General features: G+C 47.0%; 17 protein-coding genes and 1 pseudogene. 3 read left to right on the top strand and 15 right to left on the bottom strand.

The features are described 5' to 3' along the window. Nucleotides 1-29: 29 nt before the first annotated feature. The 13 genes and pseudogenes from waaA to rfaD all read right to left on the bottom strand — a co-directional run bounded on the left by waaA (nt 30) and on the right by rfaD (nt 13359). On the bottom strand, nt 30-1307 hold the full coding sequence (waaA, locus tag B4923_RS10455; protein WP_109054309.1) for a lipid IV(A) 3-deoxy-D-manno-octulosonic acid transferase: 1278 nt from the start codon (nt 1305-1307) through the stop codon (nt 30-32). 139 nt (nt 1308-1446) lie between these two features. Further along, nucleotides 1447-1784, bottom strand: a pseudogene (locus B4923_RS21080) (IS630 family transposase); the annotation flags it as partial. 126 nt (nt 1785-1910) lie between these two features. After that, nucleotides 1911-2789, bottom strand: a complete 879-nt coding sequence (locus tag B4923_RS10445; RefSeq protein ID WP_109054307.1) for a glycosyltransferase — start codon at nt 2787-2789, stop codon at nt 1911-1913. Between the two features lie 160 nt (nt 2790-2949). Further along, a complete protein-coding gene (locus tag B4923_RS10440; protein ID WP_109054306.1) occupies nt 2950-3867 on the bottom strand; it encodes a WaaS/CpsH family glycosyltransferase in 918 nt (305 codons plus the stop codon). A 38-nt stretch (nt 3868-3905) separates the two neighbouring features. Further along, nucleotides 3906-4841 (bottom strand): sugar glycosyltransferase, encoded by a 936-nt coding sequence (locus B4923_RS10435; RefSeq protein WP_109054305.1) that lies wholly within the window; start codon nt 4839-4841, stop codon nt 3906-3908. A gap of 11 nt (nt 4842-4852) precedes the next feature. Beyond that, entirely contained in the window at nt 4853-5812 is a 960-nt protein-coding gene (locus B4923_RS10430) for a glycosyltransferase family 8 protein (RefSeq protein ID WP_109054304.1), read from the bottom strand. A 23-nt stretch (nt 5813-5835) separates the two neighbouring features. Beyond that, nucleotides 5836-6633, bottom strand: coding sequence for a lipopolysaccharide core heptose(I) kinase RfaP (gene rfaP, locus B4923_RS10425; RefSeq protein ID WP_109054303.1), 798 nt, complete (start codon nt 6631-6633; stop codon nt 5836-5838). Between the two features lie 9 nt (nt 6634-6642). Beyond that, nucleotides 6643-7764 (bottom strand): glycosyltransferase family 4 protein, encoded by a 1122-nt coding sequence (locus B4923_RS10420; protein WP_109054302.1) that lies wholly within the window; start codon nt 7762-7764, stop codon nt 6643-6645. A gap of 10 nt (nt 7765-7774) precedes the next feature. Further along, nucleotides 7775-8857: a lipopolysaccharide core heptosyltransferase RfaQ gene (gene rfaQ, locus B4923_RS10415; RefSeq protein WP_109054301.1), complete on the bottom strand. Its 1083-nt coding sequence runs from the start codon at nt 8855-8857 to the stop codon at nt 7775-7777. 218 nt (nt 8858-9075) lie between these two features. Then, nucleotides 9076-10326 (bottom strand): O-antigen ligase family protein, encoded by a 1251-nt coding sequence (locus B4923_RS10410; protein WP_109054300.1) that lies wholly within the window; start codon nt 10324-10326, stop codon nt 9076-9078. Between the two features lie 29 nt (nt 10327-10355). Beyond that, entirely contained in the window at nt 10356-11339 is a 984-nt protein-coding gene (gene rfaC / locus B4923_RS10405; protein ID WP_109054299.1) for a lipopolysaccharide heptosyltransferase RfaC, read from the bottom strand. After that, nucleotides 11336-12388, bottom strand: coding sequence for an ADP-heptose--LPS heptosyltransferase RfaF (gene rfaF / locus B4923_RS10400; RefSeq protein ID WP_109054298.1), 1053 nt, complete (start codon nt 12386-12388; stop codon nt 11336-11338). Before rfaF ends, rfaC begins: the two co-directional genes overlap by 4 nt. Before the next feature lie 38 nt (nt 12389-12426). Next, entirely contained in the window at nt 12427-13359 is a 933-nt protein-coding gene (gene rfaD / locus B4923_RS10395) for an ADP-glyceromanno-heptose 6-epimerase (RefSeq protein ID WP_109054297.1), read from the bottom strand. A 254-nt stretch (nt 13360-13613) separates the two neighbouring features. On the opposite strand from rfaD, the gene B4923_RS10390 reads away from it, so the two are divergent. Together B4923_RS10390 and tdh are read left to right on the top strand one after the other, a co-directional pair. Beyond that, the gene (locus B4923_RS10390) at nt 13614-14810 is read left to right on the top strand and encodes a glycine C-acetyltransferase (RefSeq protein WP_109054296.1); all 1197 of its coding nucleotides are present in this window, start codon (nt 13614-13616) and stop codon (nt 14808-14810) included. A 10-nt stretch (nt 14811-14820) separates the two neighbouring features. After that, nucleotides 14821-15852: an L-threonine 3-dehydrogenase gene (tdh, locus tag B4923_RS10385; RefSeq protein WP_109054295.1), complete on the top strand. Its 1032-nt coding sequence runs from the start codon at nt 14821-14823 to the stop codon at nt 15850-15852. A 63-nt stretch (nt 15853-15915) separates the two neighbouring features. Here the strand turns inward: tdh and B4923_RS10380 are convergent, their stop codons facing one another. Both B4923_RS10380 and envC read right to left on the bottom strand, forming a co-directional pair. Further along, on the bottom strand, nt 15916-16875 hold the full coding sequence (locus B4923_RS10380) for a divergent polysaccharide deacetylase family protein (protein ID WP_109054294.1): 960 nt from the start codon (nt 16873-16875) through the stop codon (nt 15916-15918). A 2-nt stretch (nt 16876-16877) separates the two neighbouring features. Continuing rightward, on the bottom strand, nt 16878-18179 hold the full coding sequence (gene envC, locus B4923_RS10375) for a murein hydrolase activator EnvC (protein WP_109054293.1): 1302 nt from the start codon (nt 18177-18179) through the stop codon (nt 16878-16880). Nucleotides 18180-18630: 451 nt separating this feature from the next. On the opposite strand from envC, the gene B4923_RS10365 reads away from it, so the two are divergent. Continuing rightward, nucleotides 18631-19062: a rhodanese-like domain-containing protein gene (locus tag B4923_RS10365; protein ID WP_109054291.1), complete on the top strand. Its 432-nt coding sequence runs from the start codon at nt 18631-18633 to the stop codon at nt 19060-19062. Nucleotides 19063-19082 lie beyond the last annotated feature (20 nt).

Raw genomic sequence — 19082 nt, 5'->3', positions numbered from 1 at the left:
GCCTCATACCCGCAACGGGGTTTTATCAATCAGTGGGTACGCGGTGGCAGATAGGGTTCCAGCAATGTCAGCAGTTTTTGTAGTGCCCCCTGATTCTGATGCAATACTTCGACCGCATGTCGACCATAGTAGCGGCGATAGTCTTCATCAGCGAGCAGATTACCCACTTCTTTCGCTATGGACGCGGCATCTGTCACGGTGATCAGGCCATCTGCCTGTTCAAGTTTGTTACAGATGTCTTTAAAGTTGAAAGTATGTGGCCCCATAAGGACAGGAATAGCATGCGCTGCCGCTTCGAGTGGATTATGTCCGCCTCGTTCAACCAGGCTGCCGCCCACAAATGCCAGATCGGCAATACCGTACAGCAACATCAGCTCGCCCATCGTATCACCGATAACCACTTGAGTATCGGCTGATGGTTGTTCGCTGCCGCTGCGTAAGGTGTAAGTGAAACCTAAACTTTGCGTTAAAGCCTGAGTTGTCGCGAATCGCTCCGGGTGGCGAGGCACCAAAATGAGTAGTAAATCTGGGTATGTCGCCAACAGCTGACGATGTGCCGCTAAAATGATGGACTCTTCGCCTTCGTGCGTGCTGGTGGCAATCCATACCGAACGGTGTGGCGCCCACTGACGGCGCAGCGTCACTGCCCGGGCAGCCAACTCAGGCGTGACGGAAATATCAAATTTGAGGCTACCCGTGACGGTCAGGCTTGAGCGTTTCAAACCGAGATCGATAAAACGCTCGCCATCTTCCTGATTCTGTGCCGCCACCAGTGTGATGCGTCGCAGCATGTGTCGCGTCAAACGACCTATTTTTTTATAGCTAGCCGCTGAACGGGCAGATAAGCGAGCGTTAGCAATCACCAAAGGAATTTTGCGTTTATGCAGCTCTGCGATCAGATTGGGCCACAGCTCGGTTTCCATGATAATCACAACCTTGGGGCGTACCTGATTAAAGAAACGCTTTAATGCGCAGGGCAAATCGTAAGGCAGATAGACATGGTAAACCGAATCGCCGAAAGCGGAACGCACACGCTCTGAACCGGTTGGCGTCATGGTGGTTACCGTGATCGGCAGATTAGGGTAACGATGACGTAGCGCCCTGACCAATGGGATCGCCGCCAGCGTTTCGCCCACGGAAACGGAATGCAGCATGATGCCATCCGGTTTGACTTTCTCTGCGCAGAAACCGTAGCGCTCGCTCCAACGCCTGCGGTATGCGGGGGCCTTGCGACCGCGCAGCCACAGTCTAATCCATATCAGCGGCTGGATAAGGTACAGAAGTACGGTGTAGAGAATTTGTAGCATGCGTTTTACTGTCGTTGGTTATCGCTGGTGGCGATTTTATCGGGTTAAGTGGGAGAAGGCTATTTGTAAAAATAGGAGGGGATGAACCTGCAATTATCGATCACGCCCATTAATGCGGGAGAACCGCCTCAGCCGCCCAGAAGCGGATAGCCCAGCATTGAGCGACATAAGCCACAATTTCGTGAGTATGGTGAAGCAAATATTGAGACAAGTGCGTAAGTAAACTTTCTGTCTGTTCAGCTCTGAGTATACCGTCAGATCCGTCGTTTTCGGGTTTGAGTTTGCGGTCATCAAGGTGATCACTGATATGGCGGTTGATAGTGGTTTCATGAAGGTGCAGGGTCTGCAATCATAGCGAACTCCAGCCTTCTGAAGCCAGAAGAACCGCTTTGATGCGATCACGAACATGGCCATCTTGAGTATGTCGTGCAGGCGTTCAAGTTCTATTTTTGGCATATCCGTGATAAGTATTTTCATGCCGACAGCACGATCCCCTCGATACATAAAATCAAGAATCTTCAACGATTACGGGTATATCTATGATAATAGAAAGCTTATTAAGGAATAGGTTATAATAAAATAATTTTGTGTAAAATAAGTTTTTTAATTTAAGAAAAAATTTTTATTTATTTTATAATTAGCATCTAATATACGTTGAAATCTAAGCTTCTTTTTCAAAAGAGATTGATGAAGTTTCTCTATAGATGTTTTTTCATCTTTCTCTTTCAAAGCTAGCAAATTCAGATACTTTATAAATAAATGAAATTTATCTTTCATGTGGTTTTTATAAATTTCTTGATTTCTATATATAAACTCTTTATAAGCAAGATGAAATGGATAACTTTTGCTTACTCTATATAAACTGTCATGGTCATGATTCATAATATACGTCATTTTAGGAAAACGAATTGCTACTCCGTAATGATTTGATAACCTTAACCAAAAGTCCCAATCTTCAATAGTATGACATTCTTCATCAAATCCACCAATAGCCTTCATTCTTTCTGTTTTTGTGAAAACTTGATTAGAAGCGATATTATTAAATAGTAATTCGAAAGTGTCTATTTTTTCAGTGGTGTTATTATCTTGAAAATATGAATTTCTTTTGTTTCCATAATTCTCAAGAAAATTACAACAAATAAAAGAGTATTTATCATCCCAGTTTGCAAGGAAATATGATATTCTATCTACAGTGAATTCGTCGTCATCATCAAGACCTGTTATATATTCTCCTTTTGCGCTGAATATACCTAAATTTCTTGTTACCGATGGTCCGCTGTTTTTATCTGTTTTTAAGTATTTTATTCTTGCATCTTCATGAGCGAGTTTTTTTACAATATCTGCGGTTTCATCTTTTGAACAATCATCGCAAACAATAATTTCTATATTCTTATAATCTTGGTTAATAACAGATCTAATGGCTCTGTTTAATTTTTCAGCCCTATTATATGTCGATATGTATATAGATACTAAAGGAAGCATAATTAATATTCCTTATTTCATAATATTATATTTTTATAATGATATTATATCCAATAAAATATCACGATGCGGATTTGAGCACTTGAAAATGATCGGGACTTCGGGACTTCGGTGAATCTGCGATTTTTGTATCACTAGTATATACTTAAAAATAATATGATTAACAGATGATTACGTTTTTGAATATAAATTCAGGAGAGTATTTTATCAAAATTTTTTGATTTACTTCTTCAGTTTTTTTTTCTAGAAATCCATTTATATAATTCAAGTCGTTAATGCCTAATATAAAGAATCTATCCGGGGAGTAAAAATCATAATTTATAATATCAGTGTTGTTGGTAATTAGTTTTTTGTTGAAGAAAATTGCTTCAAGGGTTCGTAGTGTCAAACCTGACTGATCTTCTATGTTTATTTCTAATATGGCTTTAGAATTAATCACATTCACCAAATTATCTATGTAAGATATTGATTCTCTAATATAATTATACCTTTTATTTTCTTTCCCATGTTCAGCGAAAACTAAGAAATTTAAACTTAACCCTAATTTTTTCAATGAGTCATATGTATTATTTATTTTTTCTCCTCGTTCCTTTTCTTTTCCTAAATAATATACATCAAATTTTTCTTCTCTGTTGTTTGTCTTTAAGAAGTCATTTGCCTGATCTATTCTAAAGGGGAAAATTTGATTTAATATATTTAAATTATATTTATTGCAATCTTTCTCATCGAAAGAATAGATTTTATCAAAAATGTATTTAGCATCATCAATGTTGAACTTTTTATTATAAGATACAATATTTCTTAATAATAAAATTTTCCTGCATTCAATGAGTTTTATAATATCAGCGTATTTATGATATCTCGATTCATTAAAAATGATGATGTCATTTTTTTTAAACTTCCTCTTAAAATATAGTTTAACAAGAAACTGAAAAATTATCTTACTCGAAAATAAAAGAATTAATTTGCTTTTGAATCCTTTTGTTAGAATGATTGAATCGATTTCAAATGTATCTTTTATTGCATTTATCATGAGAATTTCATAATCAGCAAACCAATCAGAAAATAATACTCTCATATGATTTCACCTCTTTTTATGAACTATTGGTCATAATTTTATAACGTGGAAATGTAATCAGCCTTTTTAAAAACTTTCTCGGGTATAGCGCTATTCATAGACAAATTAGTTATTCTTATTTTATTTTTATTTGCTATATCACTCATATGAATAAATGATGGTAATATGTTTTTTTCAAAATTCATTTCAAGTTGTGAATAAACCTTGTCTTTTTCACTTTCATAAAACCGTGGTTTATCAAAGTTATTCATGTCAAGCCCGGCAATGTATATATCCTTGAAGCCCATATATATAATAACTTGCAATGCCCAATAAACTACCGTTTTACCAGGAAAAACACCATTAGAGATATTTTTTTCAAAAGCAATGTCCTCTTCTGATTCATCTTTTTTATCATAGAAATAAATGCTTTTAGATCTTTGATTATTATTTTTTATTTCTTCAATTGAGAATTTTGGTTCGTAGGTTCTTTTATATGCATCTTCAATAAGTGCTACTTTACATGAAATAGTATCTAAACCAAATTTTTCTATTATGTTTACTAAACCATCAGGTTGTAAGAATAGTAATATTTCTTTATCCGATATAATATTTTTGATAATTTCAGGTCGTTGGTCAAAAAAATTAATGTCAGTAATTATATAGAAGCTAAAATCAACTTTATCTTTTATTGAGTACGCACCATTAACACCCATCGCTGGCGGATTTTTCTCCTTGATAAAAGGTATTTCATTGACTGATGGCCCTGACGCCACTAGCAAAATTTTTTTATCAAATTGCCCCTTTAATATAGATAAAGGAACTATAGGGAATGGCTTTCCTTTATAATTAAAGAATGTGATGTCGCCATGCTCACCTCTTGTTATTTTTACATGAGGCCACCGTTTTCTATTATGTTTATAGCGTTTAGAATGTGTAATACGATAAAATGCCTTATATATTTCATTAATTAAGTGAGTTGTGGTTCTTTTCATTTTTTAATGACTCATTGGTGTGTTTTTTTATTTTTTAACTTTAATTGTAAGTAGTTAACGAAAAATAGAAATGATTTTATATAATTTCCCTTTTTGAATTCTATCTTGGCATATACTCTATAATCCGTACTACGCATTTTATTTTTATAGCTTTTTAGAGGCACTTGTGCCCATGGGGTAAAGTGCTTGTAAAAAATATATAGGTTTTGGGATAAACCGGTGTGTTCTTTAAACCATGGTTTTCTTCCGCCAGTAAAGTGAATTATATGGGGTAGATTTTTTTTATCTAAGAAGTAATTTTCTTTTTGAATATCATTCATCCAGTTAAATAAAAAATTCCATTTCTTATTTATAAGAACAATATTTTCATTGAGCACAATATTTAGCGCATCCTGATCGGGATAAAGAAATTTTTTTTCACTACTATTAATGAGTTTATTGACCTTTTTTTCCACATCATACTTAATCCAGTTATCTATATTTATATATAAAAAACCTGAGTTGAAGTAGATTGAATTGATGAGATTTAATCGAGCACTATTTCTGGTATCCTGTTCCGATATACTATCGGAACAAGCTGCGCAAACGACATTACTAATATCAATATCATTTATTTCTGAAATATCAGAAAAACATAATGTATCAGCATCCAAGTATATTAATTTTTTCACTTCACTACGTAATAAACGAGGAACAAGCAACCTTAAATAGATTGATCTATTTAAATGCTTGATGGAAAAGTTATCATTGTATTTATCTAATTCGTTTCCATCTAGAGTATAATATTTTATATTGCCATTTATTTTTTTTATTTTATTATAATCTTCAATTTCTACATCAGAAAGGAAAATATGGAATTGGATGTGGTTATTTAAATTGTTTAGAATAATTGATATAATAGACGTTGCAACATACTCAAGATAGTTAGCATCTGTACAGTATGCAATATGTATTGGTTCTTCATTATTCATTATGTTATCTTTTTAAGAATGTATTATAAAGATTTTCTGACAGTTCTACGCTTTATTTTATCAGCTTTTATTTTTGCTTCATTAAGCAGTTTTTTTTCATTTTCTAATATCCTTTTTAACGGTTGATGAAAATAAATTTTCAGGAAATAAAGAATATCCGTTTGCGTCAACCCGATATCAAGCGACGAAAAATACAAACCAATAAGATCTTTATTACGCCAGCGGGTAGGAACCTTTTTCCTTATCTGAGATCGATGTAAATCAATCACCGAAATTTTCAGTTGGGTATCCGTGGGCTGGTAAGGAAGATGAAGCAGGAAGTGGCAAATATAGCAGTCCCGGTGGTTCACCCCGCCAGCATGCATCTTTCTGACCATTTCCGCGACCCGTTGAATAAGGCGCCGTTTCTCTTTCACCGATGGCGGTTTTTCCAGCCAGGTGGCGCAATAGTCTTCCAGACTAATCGTCGGGCTCAGATCTTCGGTGATAATGAACGACTCGCGCTGCAATGGGTTCAGCCCGCGTTGCCCAAATCCGGCTCCGGTCATGGTGTCTACGCCGAGGGATTGCAGGCGGTGAATGGCATACCATTCACGATCGGCGCCCAGTACGGGAAGGCGCAGTGAAAGCAGGTTTTTCAGCGCTTCTTTCAATGCGGTGCCACGATGTATTTTGATGAACCAGGAACGTCCGGCCAGCGTGAAACGCAGCGTTTTACGGCTTTCCAGCGCCCGGAAAACGTCACCATCCAGTTTTTTGACTTCTTCAAATGGATCGCGATCTTTCCATAGCGACGCAAAAGGCTCTTTTAGTTCAATCATGCTGTTTATTCACTCATCACCGCTGGAAATCAGCATCGCTGCTTTCTCCGGCAGGCTGTATAAATCTTCGCTATCGGCGAAATGTCGGGCGTTTTCCGACCAGCGCGGTAATGTGTCCGGCTGACTCAGAGCGTCTAGCAAGGCCGTATTCAACAACGCCTGATGGTACGGCGAGGGGATTACACACCCTGCCTGCGCCTTGTCGATATAGAAGGCATAACCGCACACATCGGTGACTATGACCGGTAATCCGGCGGTAATCGCTTCAAGCAGCACAATACCAGCGGCTTCCTGATAGGCCGGATGTATCAGTAGATCGGCGGCGGCCATGAAGTCTGGAATGTCATCTCGTCCCGAGAAAAAGCGTATATTTTCCCCAACGCCCGACTGGCTGGCCAGTGACTGGTAACGTTCGGGTTTATCCTGCCCGACAACCAGAAAAATCAGCTTCTGGCGCAGCGTATCTGGCAGGCTGGCGATGGCCCGAATGCTGCGCTCAACGCCTTTGCGTTTAAAATCAGAGCCAACCTGAAGCAGGACGATGGCGTTTTCGTCAATGCCTTGCGCATGACGAAATGTCTGTCGGACCCCGGGAGCCTGACGATCGTATTTTCTGTTGAGGTCGATGCCCGGGGGCAGAATGAAAAAGCGTTCGTCTTGTGTGCCGTAATGTTTTTTGAAATCCGCAATCTGGCGCTGCGTCAGCATCAGCATTTTGGTGTGACTGCTGCGCTCGAATACCGCGTTTTCAAAGGCGGCATAGTGCTTGTAGCGAGGCGTCAGGCGGTAAAAAAATCCTTTTTCCTGCTCGACTTTCTCTGCGTAGCAAACATCGGCCGCATAGTAAAAATCCAGTCCCGGCATTTTATTAAAGCCGACAACGCGATCGACAGGATGTTGTTGAAGGTGGCGTTGAACCCATTCGGCATAACGTTGGTTACGGATATGATTACTTATGCCGGATACCGGTACGAGAATAATCTCAAGGTTATCCGGCTTTTCGCCTTGCCATGACAACACATAAACGCGGACATGATGCCCCAGCTTTACACAGGCTTGGGCAATACTGAAAAAGTCGCGCTGTAGTCCGCCAAAGGGAAAGTATTTATACAGGCAGAGGGCAATGTTCATCGGCGGTTCCTTATTTCCCGTCAGAGAGTGGCGGGCAACTGTCGTGGTCAACCAGCAGGGTCTCCGCTGCCTGAATCACGTCCTGAGCGGGAATACAGGAGAGATATTTCTGGTTTCTATCGAGATGCCGTCTCTCCGGCATTGTCTGATAGTCCCCCGCCCAGATAACGATACTGTTATCAGACCAGGGCCGCCATTTCTTATGGTCTGTAGGGCCAAACAGGCATACGGCAGGCGTGTTCAGCGCGGCGGCCATGTGCATCGGGGCGGAATCGACACCAATATAAAGCACCGCTTTGTCGATTAACGCAGCCAGTTCCAGAAAACGGGTTTTGCCTGCGAAAGTGATATCCGGTTTGTGTTCGCACTGGGCATGAATGTCGTGGACAATGTCGAGATCGCTCTGTGAGGGGCCACAGGTCAATACGACTTCTAATCCCTTTTGTTTCAGATGATCAACAACATGGGAAAACTTGTCGTTATCCCAGCATTTGAAAAGTTGTCTGGCCGTAGGCTGAATCACGACATATGGCTGTGCCAGAAGATGGGGGTGTGAAGCGAAAATGTGTTCTGCATCTTCCTGGCCGTAATAAAGCGACATGCGGTCTTTTTGTTGCGTTGCAGGCAGGCCTAGCGGCGAGAGCATCGAACGGTTTTGTTCGATGATATGTTCGCCCTGTGGGCGTACACACTCACTGAATAACGAACGCCACCACCTTCCTTTATGGTGATGACCACGGTCTATAGCAATGCTTTTACTGCCCAGTGATTTGATTAACAGCGCCACGGGCCACTGGTCGGCCAGGTTGATGATCAGATCGTAATGGTTCTGCTGAAGGATTTTCCGTATCGAAAGGAAATCTTTGATTTTTTCCAACCCGGTGGCCGTTTTTCTTTTCAGGCCATAGAGACAATGAATATCCGGATTTTTCGACAGAATGGGGCGAGTGTCTTCATACAACAGGACATCGATCTTCGCATCGGGATAATGGAATTTTAATGTGCTGATGAGCGGCGTGGTAAGAAGCATATCGCCGTGAAAGCGCAGTTTCACGACCAAAATCCGATGATAGGGAAGGACTTTTTGACTCACTCGCTTTCCTTCTTTCTTTAAACGACAGAACGCTACCGCCCTTGGCTCAACAGCTACCAATGGACTGCGGGTCGTACTCTGTTATCTATCGGCAATTCGCACACGGTATGCGGCGTGCCATTTCATACCGCTATGGTACTAAAACCCGCTATGCTCTCACAGCGATAATTAAGAGTATACCCGTCATCTGATGATTAAGACGCTGGCGTATATTATCGTTACCGCTTCAACCATCTGCCGGTCAATGTTGTGCCGAGGCAGAATGCCATGAGCCAGGCCATGAGCATATCTCGTGAATACAGAATGACGTCGCTGAGCCCATACATCATCAGGGCAAAGAGGAGCGCGACCGATAGATGACTGCGTAGAATGAAAAACGAGAAATAGAGCAGCGCCGCATATAACGCCACCAGGAGCAGGGCTCCCGGCAATCCTTTGAGTGAAAACGCATCAATCACTTCGTTGTGAAGATGGACGTTCAGGAATGCCAACGCGCCGCTTAAGCCGGGGTTTTGCTCCGCCAGCGCGGTAATTCGTACTGAACGCTGCTCGGCGGATTGTCCAAGCAGGGCCTCTTCGCCCGCTTCAATGCCCGATTGGTACATGGCGATACGCGCCCCAACCGATGTCCTGCTGTTGTTCATGCTGTAGCTGCGTATATCGTTCAGCAGGTCGTTGGTTCGTTTGTGGATCGTGTCGTGAAAAAGTACCGAACACAGCAGGATCGTCATGACGGAGCCCAGGAACGCTTTGACGAGCAGGCGCTTATCATGCCGGACTTCGGATAACAGGATCATGGCGCCGACAATCGGATAGACGAAAATGGCCGCTCGCGTTTCTGTCAAAATGATCGCAATGGTGACCAGTAAGAAATGTGCCAGATAGAGATAATATTTATAACGTGAGTTGAGCTTGAGCAACGCCTGTGCGCTGAGTGCGCCAACGAACGTCATGAAATAGGCGGCGCTGGTTGCCGGGCCAAATACCAGCCCTACACGACGCATACCGCCAAATAAGGACTGATAAAAGGCATAGCCCAGCATCAGGGCGCAGACCGCCATAATGCAGGGAAGCAGAAATTTTTGCCTTTCCTGGGTGATATGCAGCGTCGTCAGCAAGATGAAAGCCCCCAGAATGCAGGCGTGGGCAGAAGTCTGATAAGCGTTGTAGACATCAGGGAAGAGGTTGTCGGGCAGGTAGTATTGGTGATACCAGATAAGATTGCTCAGGCCAAGAACCAGCAGACACAGTGGGATCGCCAGTAGTCGTTTTGCCGTCATGATGGTTTTCAGGTGCGTCATCACGTAAAAAACCGACAGCGATCCGGTTAAATAAAAAATCCATCCGGCAATAATGGTACTAAATGGCATAACACCTAACGTCAGTAAACAGCCGGGGAAAATGGCATAAAATGCGAGCGTACTTATGCCGGAAGGTTTTTCCAGATCGTATCTTAATTCATTGATCATGCGTTTATTCAAATAGTGGGAGAGCAGGATTACTCGCCTGATGCCGTTAATTCTATCATTTGATCCAATTTCCGACGGACTTCCCCGGCGGTAATCGCAGCCATTTGCCGATTTTCAGACAGTTCCACCACCTGATTTAACCCATAGCCACCAATTAACCCCGGATCGGTAGGGCCATACAGGGTGAGATTGGGGCGGTCCAGCGCGGCAGTTAAGTGGCTCAGCCCCGTATCGACGGAAACGACGGCTTTTGCGCCAGCCAGCACCTCCGCGACCTGCTGTAGCGTTAAACGCGGTAATACCTCGACGTGGGGAAAACCTTCCGCCAGACGTTCGGCCCGCTGATGTTCATGCTCCGTGCCCCAGGGCAACTTGATCTTGAGTCCGCTGGGTTGCAGCAGGGCAATCAGTTCATGCCAGTGAGATTCCGGCCAGTGTTTTTCATCCCGGGTTGTGGCGTGGAGAAAAACCAGATATTGATTGGTATCCGCGGGTAACCGGGAAAGAAAGCGGGCGGCAATCGCATAATCACCGCGTTCAGCCGGTTTCCTGTAGTGCAGACTGGCAGCGAAGAGTTCTCGAACGCGCTCGACCGCATGTTGTTGGCGGCTGATGGCGTGGCGATAGTTATAGAACCAGCTCGCCAATGGCTCACGGGCACTTTTACAATCCTGACCGTGTTTTTTTCCGCGGGCAAGTCGTGTCACCAACGCCGCGCTTTTGATCAGTCCCTGAGCGTCAATCACCGCATCATAGTGATATTCACGCAGTTGCTGCTTGAAATGCGCACGTTCCTGACGTGTTTGCTGGCTGAACCAGCTTTTTCTCCAACGGCGGATAGCCACCGAGATGACGCGTGACACTGCTGGATGCCAGCCTGGGATTTGTGCAAATCCTTCCTCCACAACCCAATCAAACTGAATGCCGGGTATGGTGTGCATGGCATCCGTCAGGGCAGGTAATGTGTGAAGTACGTCGCCCATGGAAGAGGTTTTGATGATCAACACCCTCATGCGTTTTCTCCCGGCGCCGTCAGGTATTTTTCCAGCGCGGTGAGAACACGCTCGGGCTGAATGTCGATCAAACTTTGGTGGTATCCCTGCTCCGCGTCTCCCTTACGCACGCGGTGGTAGCCGGTAATCAAACGAATGACTTCCGCCTGATTCGACAAGGGCGGGGTAAAGTCCGGACTGCTTGGTCCGTAAAGGGCAACTAACGGACGATTAAGTGCCGCAGCGACGTGCATCAACCCGGAATCATTACTGACGACGGCGCCGCAGGCCGCGATGAGCACGACCGCCTGCGCCAGCGAGGTTTGCCCTGCCAGATTCGCGCAATATTGTCGCGCGTTTTCCGTCAACGCCTGAAGAATATCGTCACCTGCCAGGCGATCCTTGGCCGAACCGAACAAGGCAACCTGATAGCCTCTTTCAATCAGCGATTGTGCCAGCGCGGCATAATGATAATGCGGCCAGCGTTTGGCCGGGCCGAATTCTGCACCGGGACAAAAGCCAATCAGCGGACGTCCGTCAGACAGGTTGAAGGTCAACTTCATGTCGGTGATCTCTGCCTGACTCACCTGTAGCTGCGGCCACAATAAGGGTTGCGGCAGATCCTGCGCGCGACGGATACGGTGGCGATCGTAAGCCAGCGCAACATAACGCTGCACCATCAACGGGAAGGCGGTTTTATCCAGTACCCGAAGATCGTTCAGCAGGCCATAGCGCATTTCTCCGCGCCACCCGGTGCGTTGTGGAATATTGGCGAAAAAAGGCACCAGCGCGGATTTAAACGAGTTGGGCAACACGTAAGCGCGATCGTAATGGGCATCACGCAGTGAGAGGCCGAGGCGGCGGCGTTCACCTAACGCCAGCGCGCCATGTCCCAGCGGCATGGCCAGCGCCTGATTGACTTCTGGCATACGGGCCAGCAGCGGACGGCACCAGGCCGGCGCCATCACGTCAATGACCGCTTCCGGATGTTCAGCCTTCAGCGTGCGATACAGGCTGTGCGACATCATCATATCGCCTACCCATGAAGGGCCGATGACCACGATTTTCATGATAGTGTTTTCATACCGTTTATCCGTTCCTTGTCCGATTAAACGGTACGGTTCAACCAGGCCATATATTCTGCAACACCTTCGGCAACGGTTTTAAACGGCTTGTCGTAGCCTGCTGCGCGAAGATGGGTCAGGTCAGCCTGAGTATAAGCCTGATAGCGTCCTTTCAGTTTTTCCGGGAATTCGATGTATTCCACGCTGCCTTTTTTATGGAAGGCCAGCGTCGCATCGGCTACGGCCTGGAAAGATTCCGCACGGCCCGTGCCGCAGTTGAAAATACCGGAGGCGCCGTTTTGCCAGAACCACAGATTGACCGCGGCGACGTCACCGACATAAATGAAATCGCGTTTAAAGTTTTCACTGCCGGAGAACAGCTTGGGATTTTCACCCTGATTAATCTGGTTATTCAGGTGAAATGCGACGCTCGCCATGCTGCCTTTATGGCCTTCGCGCGGGCCATAGACGTTGAAGTAACGGAAGCCGCAGATTTGCGATTCTGCATGCGGCAAGATTTCGCGCACGTATTGATCGAACAGGAACTTGGAGTAGCCATAGACGTTCAGCGGCTGCTCGTACTGACGCGCTTCGATGAAGTTATCGTTGCGTCCGCCATAAGTGGCGGCGGAAGAGGCGTACAGGAAAGGAATGCTGCGATCGAGGCAATAGTGCAGGACATCTTTGGAATATTGATAGTTATTGTCCATCATATATTTGCCGTCCCACTCGGTGGTGGATGAGCAGGCGCCTTCATGGAACACGGCATCGATATCGCCCAGATCGTCACCGGCAACGATACTGGCAATGAAGTCTTCTTTATCCATGTAATCGGTGATGTCCAGATCCACCAGGTTGACGAATTTCGTCCCGTCTTTCAGGTTATCGACCACCAAAATGTCCCGATAGCCAATGTCATTCAGAGCTTTTACGATATTGCTGCCGATGAAACCGGCACCGCCAGTAACGATAATCATGGGATCTACCCTTGTTAATCTTGCCGGTGAGGCACCACGCCCCACGCTGTTCATAACCGCTATAATAGCATTTCATTTTACGGCAAGCAGCCCGGTGTTGCTTTATCCCCAAATTCTGCGTCTGTGACTGGTATCAGACAATGTACGCGGGGCGTGATGCAGATTACATTTTCAGATTCTTTACCGCTCATTCCTGCCGACTTCCGCTAGCTTATTAATTTGTATGGACATCCTTTTCACCGGAGAAATCGCTTATGCCCGCCGCATTTTATCAACAACTCAGCACACAGATTCTGTCTGCCCGTACGGAAGGGCTTTTCAAGGAAGAGCGTCTTATTACCTCCGCACAGCAGGCTGAAATTGATGTCGCGGACAGCGATAAGCTGCTTAATTTCTGCGCCAACAATTATCTTGGGTTGGCTGATAACCCGGAAGTGATTGCGGCGGCGAAATCGGGGCTGGACAGCCATGGCTTCGGTATGGCGTCGGTTCGTTTCATTTGTGGTACGCAGGATATTCACAAACAGCTGGAACAAACGCTGGCGGATTTTTTGGGCATGGATGACGCGATACTTTACTCCTCCTGCTTTGATGCCAACGGCGGCTTGTTCGAAACGCTAATGGGGCCGGAGGACGCGATTGTATCCGATGCGTTGAATCATGCTTCGATCATCGACGGTATTCGGCTTTCCAAAGCCCGGCGTTATCGCTATGCCAACAACGATATGAATCAGTTGGAAGCCCAGCTTCAGCAGGCCAGAGCGGAAGGTGCGCGCCATATCATGATCGCCACTGATGGCGTCTTCTCGATGGATGGCGTGATCGCCGATTTACAGGGGATTTGCGATCTGGCCGATCGCTACGATGCGCTGGTCATGGTGGATGATTCGCATGCGGTCGGTTTTGTTGGTGCGCAGGGGAGAGGAACGCACGAGTATTGCGCCGTGATGGAGCGTATCGACATCATTACCGGAACATTGGGCAAAGCGTTGGGCGGCGCCTCTGGTGGTTATACCGCCGGGCGACGCGAGGTAATTGAATGGTTGCGTCAGCGCTCGCGACCTTATCTTTTTTCCAATTCTCTGGCTCCGTCGATTGTTACCGCCTCGCTTAAGGTGATTGAGCTATTGGCGCAGGGGGATGCGCTGCGTCAGCGCCTGTGGGCGAATGCCCGTCAGTTCCGCGAACAGATGGGCAAGGCCGGATTTACGCTGGCTGGCGCCGACCATGCCATTATCCCCGTTATGCTCGGTGAGGCTCAACTGGCGCAGGATTTTGCCCGGGCGTTGCAGCGTGAAGGGGTCTATGTGACGGGATTCTTTTATCCGGTCGTCCCCAGCGGTCAGGCCCGTATTCGTACCCAGATGTCCGCCGCGCATACGCCACAGCAGGTTCAGCAAGCTGTCGATGCCTTTATCCGGGTGGGGCGGCGTCTGGGGGTGATTGCCTGAAGGAGTGATGATGAAAGCACTGGCCAAATTACGAGCGGAAAAAGGGATTTGGATGACCGATGCGCCTCTGCCGGAGATGGGTCATAACGACATCATGATCAAAATCCGCAAGAGCGCTATCTGTGGCACGGATGTGCATATCTACAACTGGGATGAATGGTCGCAGAAAACCATTCCTGTTCCGATGGTTGTCGGGCATGAATACGTGGGTGAAATCGTGGCTATTGGTCAGGAGGTCAGCGGGTTCAGAATTGGTGACCGCGTATCCGGTGAAGGCCATATTACTTGTGGATACTGTCGCAATTGTCGGGCCGGCCGCCGCCATCTGTGCCGCAATGCCATTGGCGTCGGCGTCAATCGTCCCGGTTCGTTTGCCGAATATCTGGTGATTCCCGCCGATAACGCTTTCCATATTCCCGACAACATTTCCGATGAACTGGCGGCGATCTTTGATCCGTTCGGGAATGCGGTGCATACCGCTTTGTCGTTTGATTTGGTCGGTGAGGATGTGCTGATTACCGGCGCCGGGCCAATCGGAATTATGGCGGCGGCGGTGTGCCGCCACGTGGGTGCCCGCAATGTGGTGATTACGGATGTCAATGAGTACCGTCTGGCGTTGGCCCGTAAAATGGGAGTATCGCGGGCGGTCAACATGGCACATGAAAATCTGGCGGAGGTCATGATTGAGCTGCGAATGTCCGAAGGCTTCGATGTCGGGCTTGAAATGTCGGGCGCACCGCCGGCGTTTCGCACCATGTTGCAGTTCATGAATCACGGCGGACGGATTGCCATATTGGGCATTCCGCCTGAACCCATGTCGATTGACTGGGGAGCGGTGATTTTTAAAGGGTTATTCATCAAGGGGATCTATGGGCGGGAAATGTTTGAAACCTGGTACAAAATGTCGGCGTTGATTCAGTCTGGGCTGGATCTTTCACCGATCATCACTCACCGTTTCCCCATTGATGACTTCCAGGAAGGATTCGATGCCATGCGATCCGGCCAGTCGGGTAAAGTTATCCTCAGTTGGGATGAGATCTGACGTCTTCTCCCTATCCCCGCCTATCGGATTTACGCGATAAAAGGGATAGGGTCTCTCTGAAGATCACGGCTGTTTTTTCTCATAGGTGTCCGCCGGAGTAACCCAGGTTTGCCAGCGACGTTTGATGAACGTAACGGCGGCGCTGTCGCGGATACTGCTGCTGACCAGCTTGAAGATGACATCATTTTTCACGGGCTCCGGCGGCCGTTTCGCCAGACATTGCGGTATTCCCCGGAACGGGTTACGTGGTTTAAGCGGTTTCGGCGTCTTTGACGGAGGCAGCGGCTCATAATGTTGGGTCGGTTCGTTCAGCAACTGACTGGGACGCACCAACACGATATCCGACTCCAGCGTGGGCAGCATCTGTTGTAACACCCGGATAGTGGACGGATGTGGGTGACCAATGGCGATAGCGGAACCGCTGCGTCTCGCTATCTGCACGGCTCGGTTGAACTGTTGGCGAATATCGGCTTCATTTTGCGAGTCATCCAGAAACACTTTTCGTTTGATGACTTTGACGCCTGTTCCGACAGCCGCCTGACTGGCTTTGCTGCTGCCGATCGTCATGCTGTCTAGAAAATAGAGCTGGTAAGCGCTGAGAGACTGCATCACTTTCTGCATCCCTGACAGGCTGGAGGTCATTGCGCTGCCCATATGGTTATTCAATCCTACCGCGTAAGGCACATTGTTGACCGACTGGCGGATAATACGCTGGATCTCTTCGCTGCTCATATCCGGACGCAGCGTATCGCGTTCCAATGGCTGTTTGCTTATGGGGGCCATGGGAAGATGAATCAGAACCTCACGTCCCTGATGGTGTGCCTTGATAGCCATTTCCCGGGCATAAGGCGCATTGGGTAAAACGGCGATCGAAATGGCTGTCGGCATCGCCAGAATCTGATTTTCATTATGAGGGCGATAACCGAAGTCATCGATAACAATGGACAGTTTCCCGGCAAGTGCAAAAGGGGTGAGTGTCAACAGACCAAGCGCGTAAAGATATTTCGGTTTCAAATAAGACAAGACTACCTTCCCAGCCAAGGTTGTGGATTAACCGCCTGACCCTGGCGACGAATTTCAAAGTAAAGCGCAGGCTGGCTTTGACCGCCGCTGGTTCCTACCAAGGCAATAGGTTGACCGGCTTTCACCTGTGCGCCAACGGATACCAGCGCGCTTTGGTTATAGCCGTACAGACTCATATCGCCTTTGCCGTGTTGAACGACCACGACCAGACCATAGCCTTGCAGCCAGTCGGCCATCAGGACGTTGCCGTCGGCAATGGCTTTGACTTCAGTACCTTCCGGTGCGGCGATCACCAACCCTTTCCAGCGTAGTTCGCCTTGCAGCGGTTCGCCAAAACGATGTTCAATCCGTCCGCGCACAGGCCAGAACGCCTGAGCCGATGGGCGACCGAGGCCGCCGGTGCGCGCCATAAGCGAGCGTTCGTTTTCTGTCGGTTTATAGCTGCCGCCGCTACGTTTGGCCTGTTCTTCTTTTTCTCGCACCTTGGCCGCTTCACGGGCTTCCCGCTCGGCTCTTGCTTTGGCTTCGCGTTCTGCACGGGCGATTTGATCGCGCAGGCGGGCTTCGTTCTGGCGGAGTTCCGTTAGCTGCTGTTGATCTTTTTCCAGCGAACTTTCAAGCGTCGAGAGGGTTTTCTTCCGTTCGGACTGCGCTTGCTCCAACTGCTGTTGCTGCTGTTGCTGATTGCTCAGCAGCGTTTTTTGCTGCGCCTGTTTTTGCTCCAGCAATTTTCTCTGACTGGCAAGCTCGGTACGCGTTTGCTGTAATTCCTGGATGGATTTCTGACGCGCTTCGTTCAGGTAGCCGAAATAGGCCAGAATACGCTCACTGCGCTGGCTTTCTTCGCCGCTCAGAATAAGCTGCAACGCGCTATGCTGGCCCTGACGGAATGCCGTATCAAGCTGGCGGGAAAGAATACTCTGCTGCGTGTTCTGCTGCGTCTGTAATTTGGCGATGGACGTGTTCAGTGCGCTCAGTTCTGTACCTAATGTGGACAGGGTATTGCGTATTTCATGCAACTGGCGGCTTGATTGCGCGATGGACTGTTCCTGCTTTTTCAATTGCTGGACTAATGCGCCGCGCTGTTTTTGCTGTAGTTGAACCCGTTTTTCTTTCTCGGCGATATCCTGTTGCAACGTTTTGAGCTGCTGTTGATTGTCTGCACTGTGGCTGAAGCCGGAAAACAGCAAAACGCCGACGCAAAGCGCGCTGGCGCATCGGGTGAACAGCTTTTGTAACGCAGAAAAACAGCCACGGGCGCTACATGCCACTCTTAACTGAACAGATAACGCTTTTTTACTCATAACGATGGATTATTCCACGATGAACAGCGGCTTACCAGTTGTCTCTTGCCGGATTTCTATTTCCAGACGTGACAAGAGTGACACGGAATTGGCGCTACAGGTGCATCAATAATAGATAAATGGGAACGTATACGCATAGAATGGTCGAATTACATAATCTGCGCAGTGATTTTTTGTTGCCGCCATCCCTGGCGGCCACCCTTGACGGGCCGTCGCTGACGCGACGTTAAAAATTTCTCCTGGAAATTTTTTATGGCCAGCCATCCCTGGCGGCCACCCTTGACGGGCCGTCGCTGGTGCGACGTTAAAAATTTCTCCTGGAAATTTTTTGTACCGCGCCGCAGATTCAGTACGCTATCTTGGCTTACTGGCTGTAATTGCCGTATCACGCAGGTATACTCAGGAACCTTATATTTTTATCGCTTAACTGATTCGGGAGTCGTTACACCCCATGCAAGAGATTATGCCATTCATTAGCAAGCACCCTATATTGAGCGTGGCCTGGGTTGCCCTGCTGGTTGCCGTCATCGTGCTTACTGTGAAGAGTAAACTGTCTAAAGTGAAGGATGTGGTTCGCGGCGAAGCGATCCAACTGATCAACAAAGAAGATGCCGTGGTTGTCGATATTCGTAATCGTGACGATTACCGCCGTGGTCATATTGCCAACGCATTTAACCTGTTACCTAATGACATTAAAAATGGCAGCGTAGGCGAGTTGGAAAAACATAAATCTCAGCCGGTTATCGTGGTCTGCGCCAATGGTCTGTCTTCGCGCGAAGCGGCGGACAACCTGCTGAAAGCCGGATTTGAGCGTGTAGTCGTGCTGAAAGACGGCCTTGCGGGCTGGAGCGGTGAAAATCTGCCTTTGGTCCGTGGAAAATAAAAGGTTCGCGGAAATCGGGC

Origin of the sequence: Brenneria roseae subsp. americana, from assembly GCF_003115815.1 — a bacterium.
GTDB classification, from domain to species: Bacteria; Pseudomonadota; Gammaproteobacteria; order Enterobacterales; family Enterobacteriaceae; genus Brenneria; species Brenneria roseae.
Note: the sequence above shows the minus strand (reverse complement) of the source record. Positions and strands in the feature narration are given on the sequence as shown.

Bases quoted from the DNA above. Each gene is read 5' to 3' on its own strand.
- rfaC (WP_109054299.1), bottom strand. From the start codon at position 11,339: ATGAGGGTGTTGATCATCAAAACCTCTTCCATGGGCGACGTACTTCAC.
- B4923_RS10390 (WP_109054296.1), top strand. From the start codon at position 13,614: ATGCCCGCCGCATTTTATCAACAACTCAGCACACAGATTCTGTCTGCC.
- waaA (WP_109054309.1), bottom strand. From the start codon at position 1,307: ATGCTACAAATTCTCTACACCGTACTTCTGTACCTTATCCAGCCGCTG.
- rfaF (WP_109054298.1), bottom strand. From the start codon at position 12,388: ATGAAAATCGTGGTCATCGGCCCTTCATGGGTAGGCGATATGATGATG.
- B4923_RS10365 (WP_109054291.1), top strand. From the start codon at position 18,631: ATGCAAGAGATTATGCCATTCATTAGCAAGCACCCTATATTGAGCGTG.
- rfaD (WP_109054297.1), bottom strand. From the start codon at position 13,359: ATGATTATCGTTACTGGCGGTGCCGGTTTCATCGGCAGCAATATCGTA.
- B4923_RS10410 (WP_109054300.1), bottom strand. From the start codon at position 10,326: ATGATCAATGAATTAAGATACGATCTGGAAAAACCTTCCGGCATAAGT.
- rfaP (WP_109054303.1), bottom strand. From the start codon at position 6,633: ATGATTGAACTAAAAGAGCCTTTTGCGTCGCTATGGAAAGATCGCGAT.
- B4923_RS10420 (WP_109054302.1), bottom strand. From the start codon at position 7,764: ATGAACATTGCCCTCTGCCTGTATAAATACTTTCCCTTTGGCGGACTA.
- envC (WP_109054293.1), bottom strand. From the start codon at position 18,179: ATGAGTAAAAAAGCGTTATCTGTTCAGTTAAGAGTGGCATGTAGCGCC.
- B4923_RS10430 (WP_109054304.1), bottom strand. From the start codon at position 5,812: ATGAATAATGAAGAACCAATACATATTGCATACTGTACAGATGCTAAC.
- B4923_RS10445 (WP_109054307.1), bottom strand. From the start codon at position 2,789: ATGCTTCCTTTAGTATCTATATACATATCGACATATAATAGGGCTGAA.
- B4923_RS10440 (WP_109054306.1), bottom strand. From the start codon at position 3,867: ATGAGAGTATTATTTTCTGATTGGTTTGCTGATTATGAAATTCTCATG.
- B4923_RS10435 (WP_109054305.1), bottom strand. From the start codon at position 4,841: ATGAAAAGAACCACAACTCACTTAATTAATGAAATATATAAGGCATTT.
- tdh (WP_109054295.1), top strand. From the start codon at position 14,821: ATGAAAGCACTGGCCAAATTACGAGCGGAAAAAGGGATTTGGATGACC.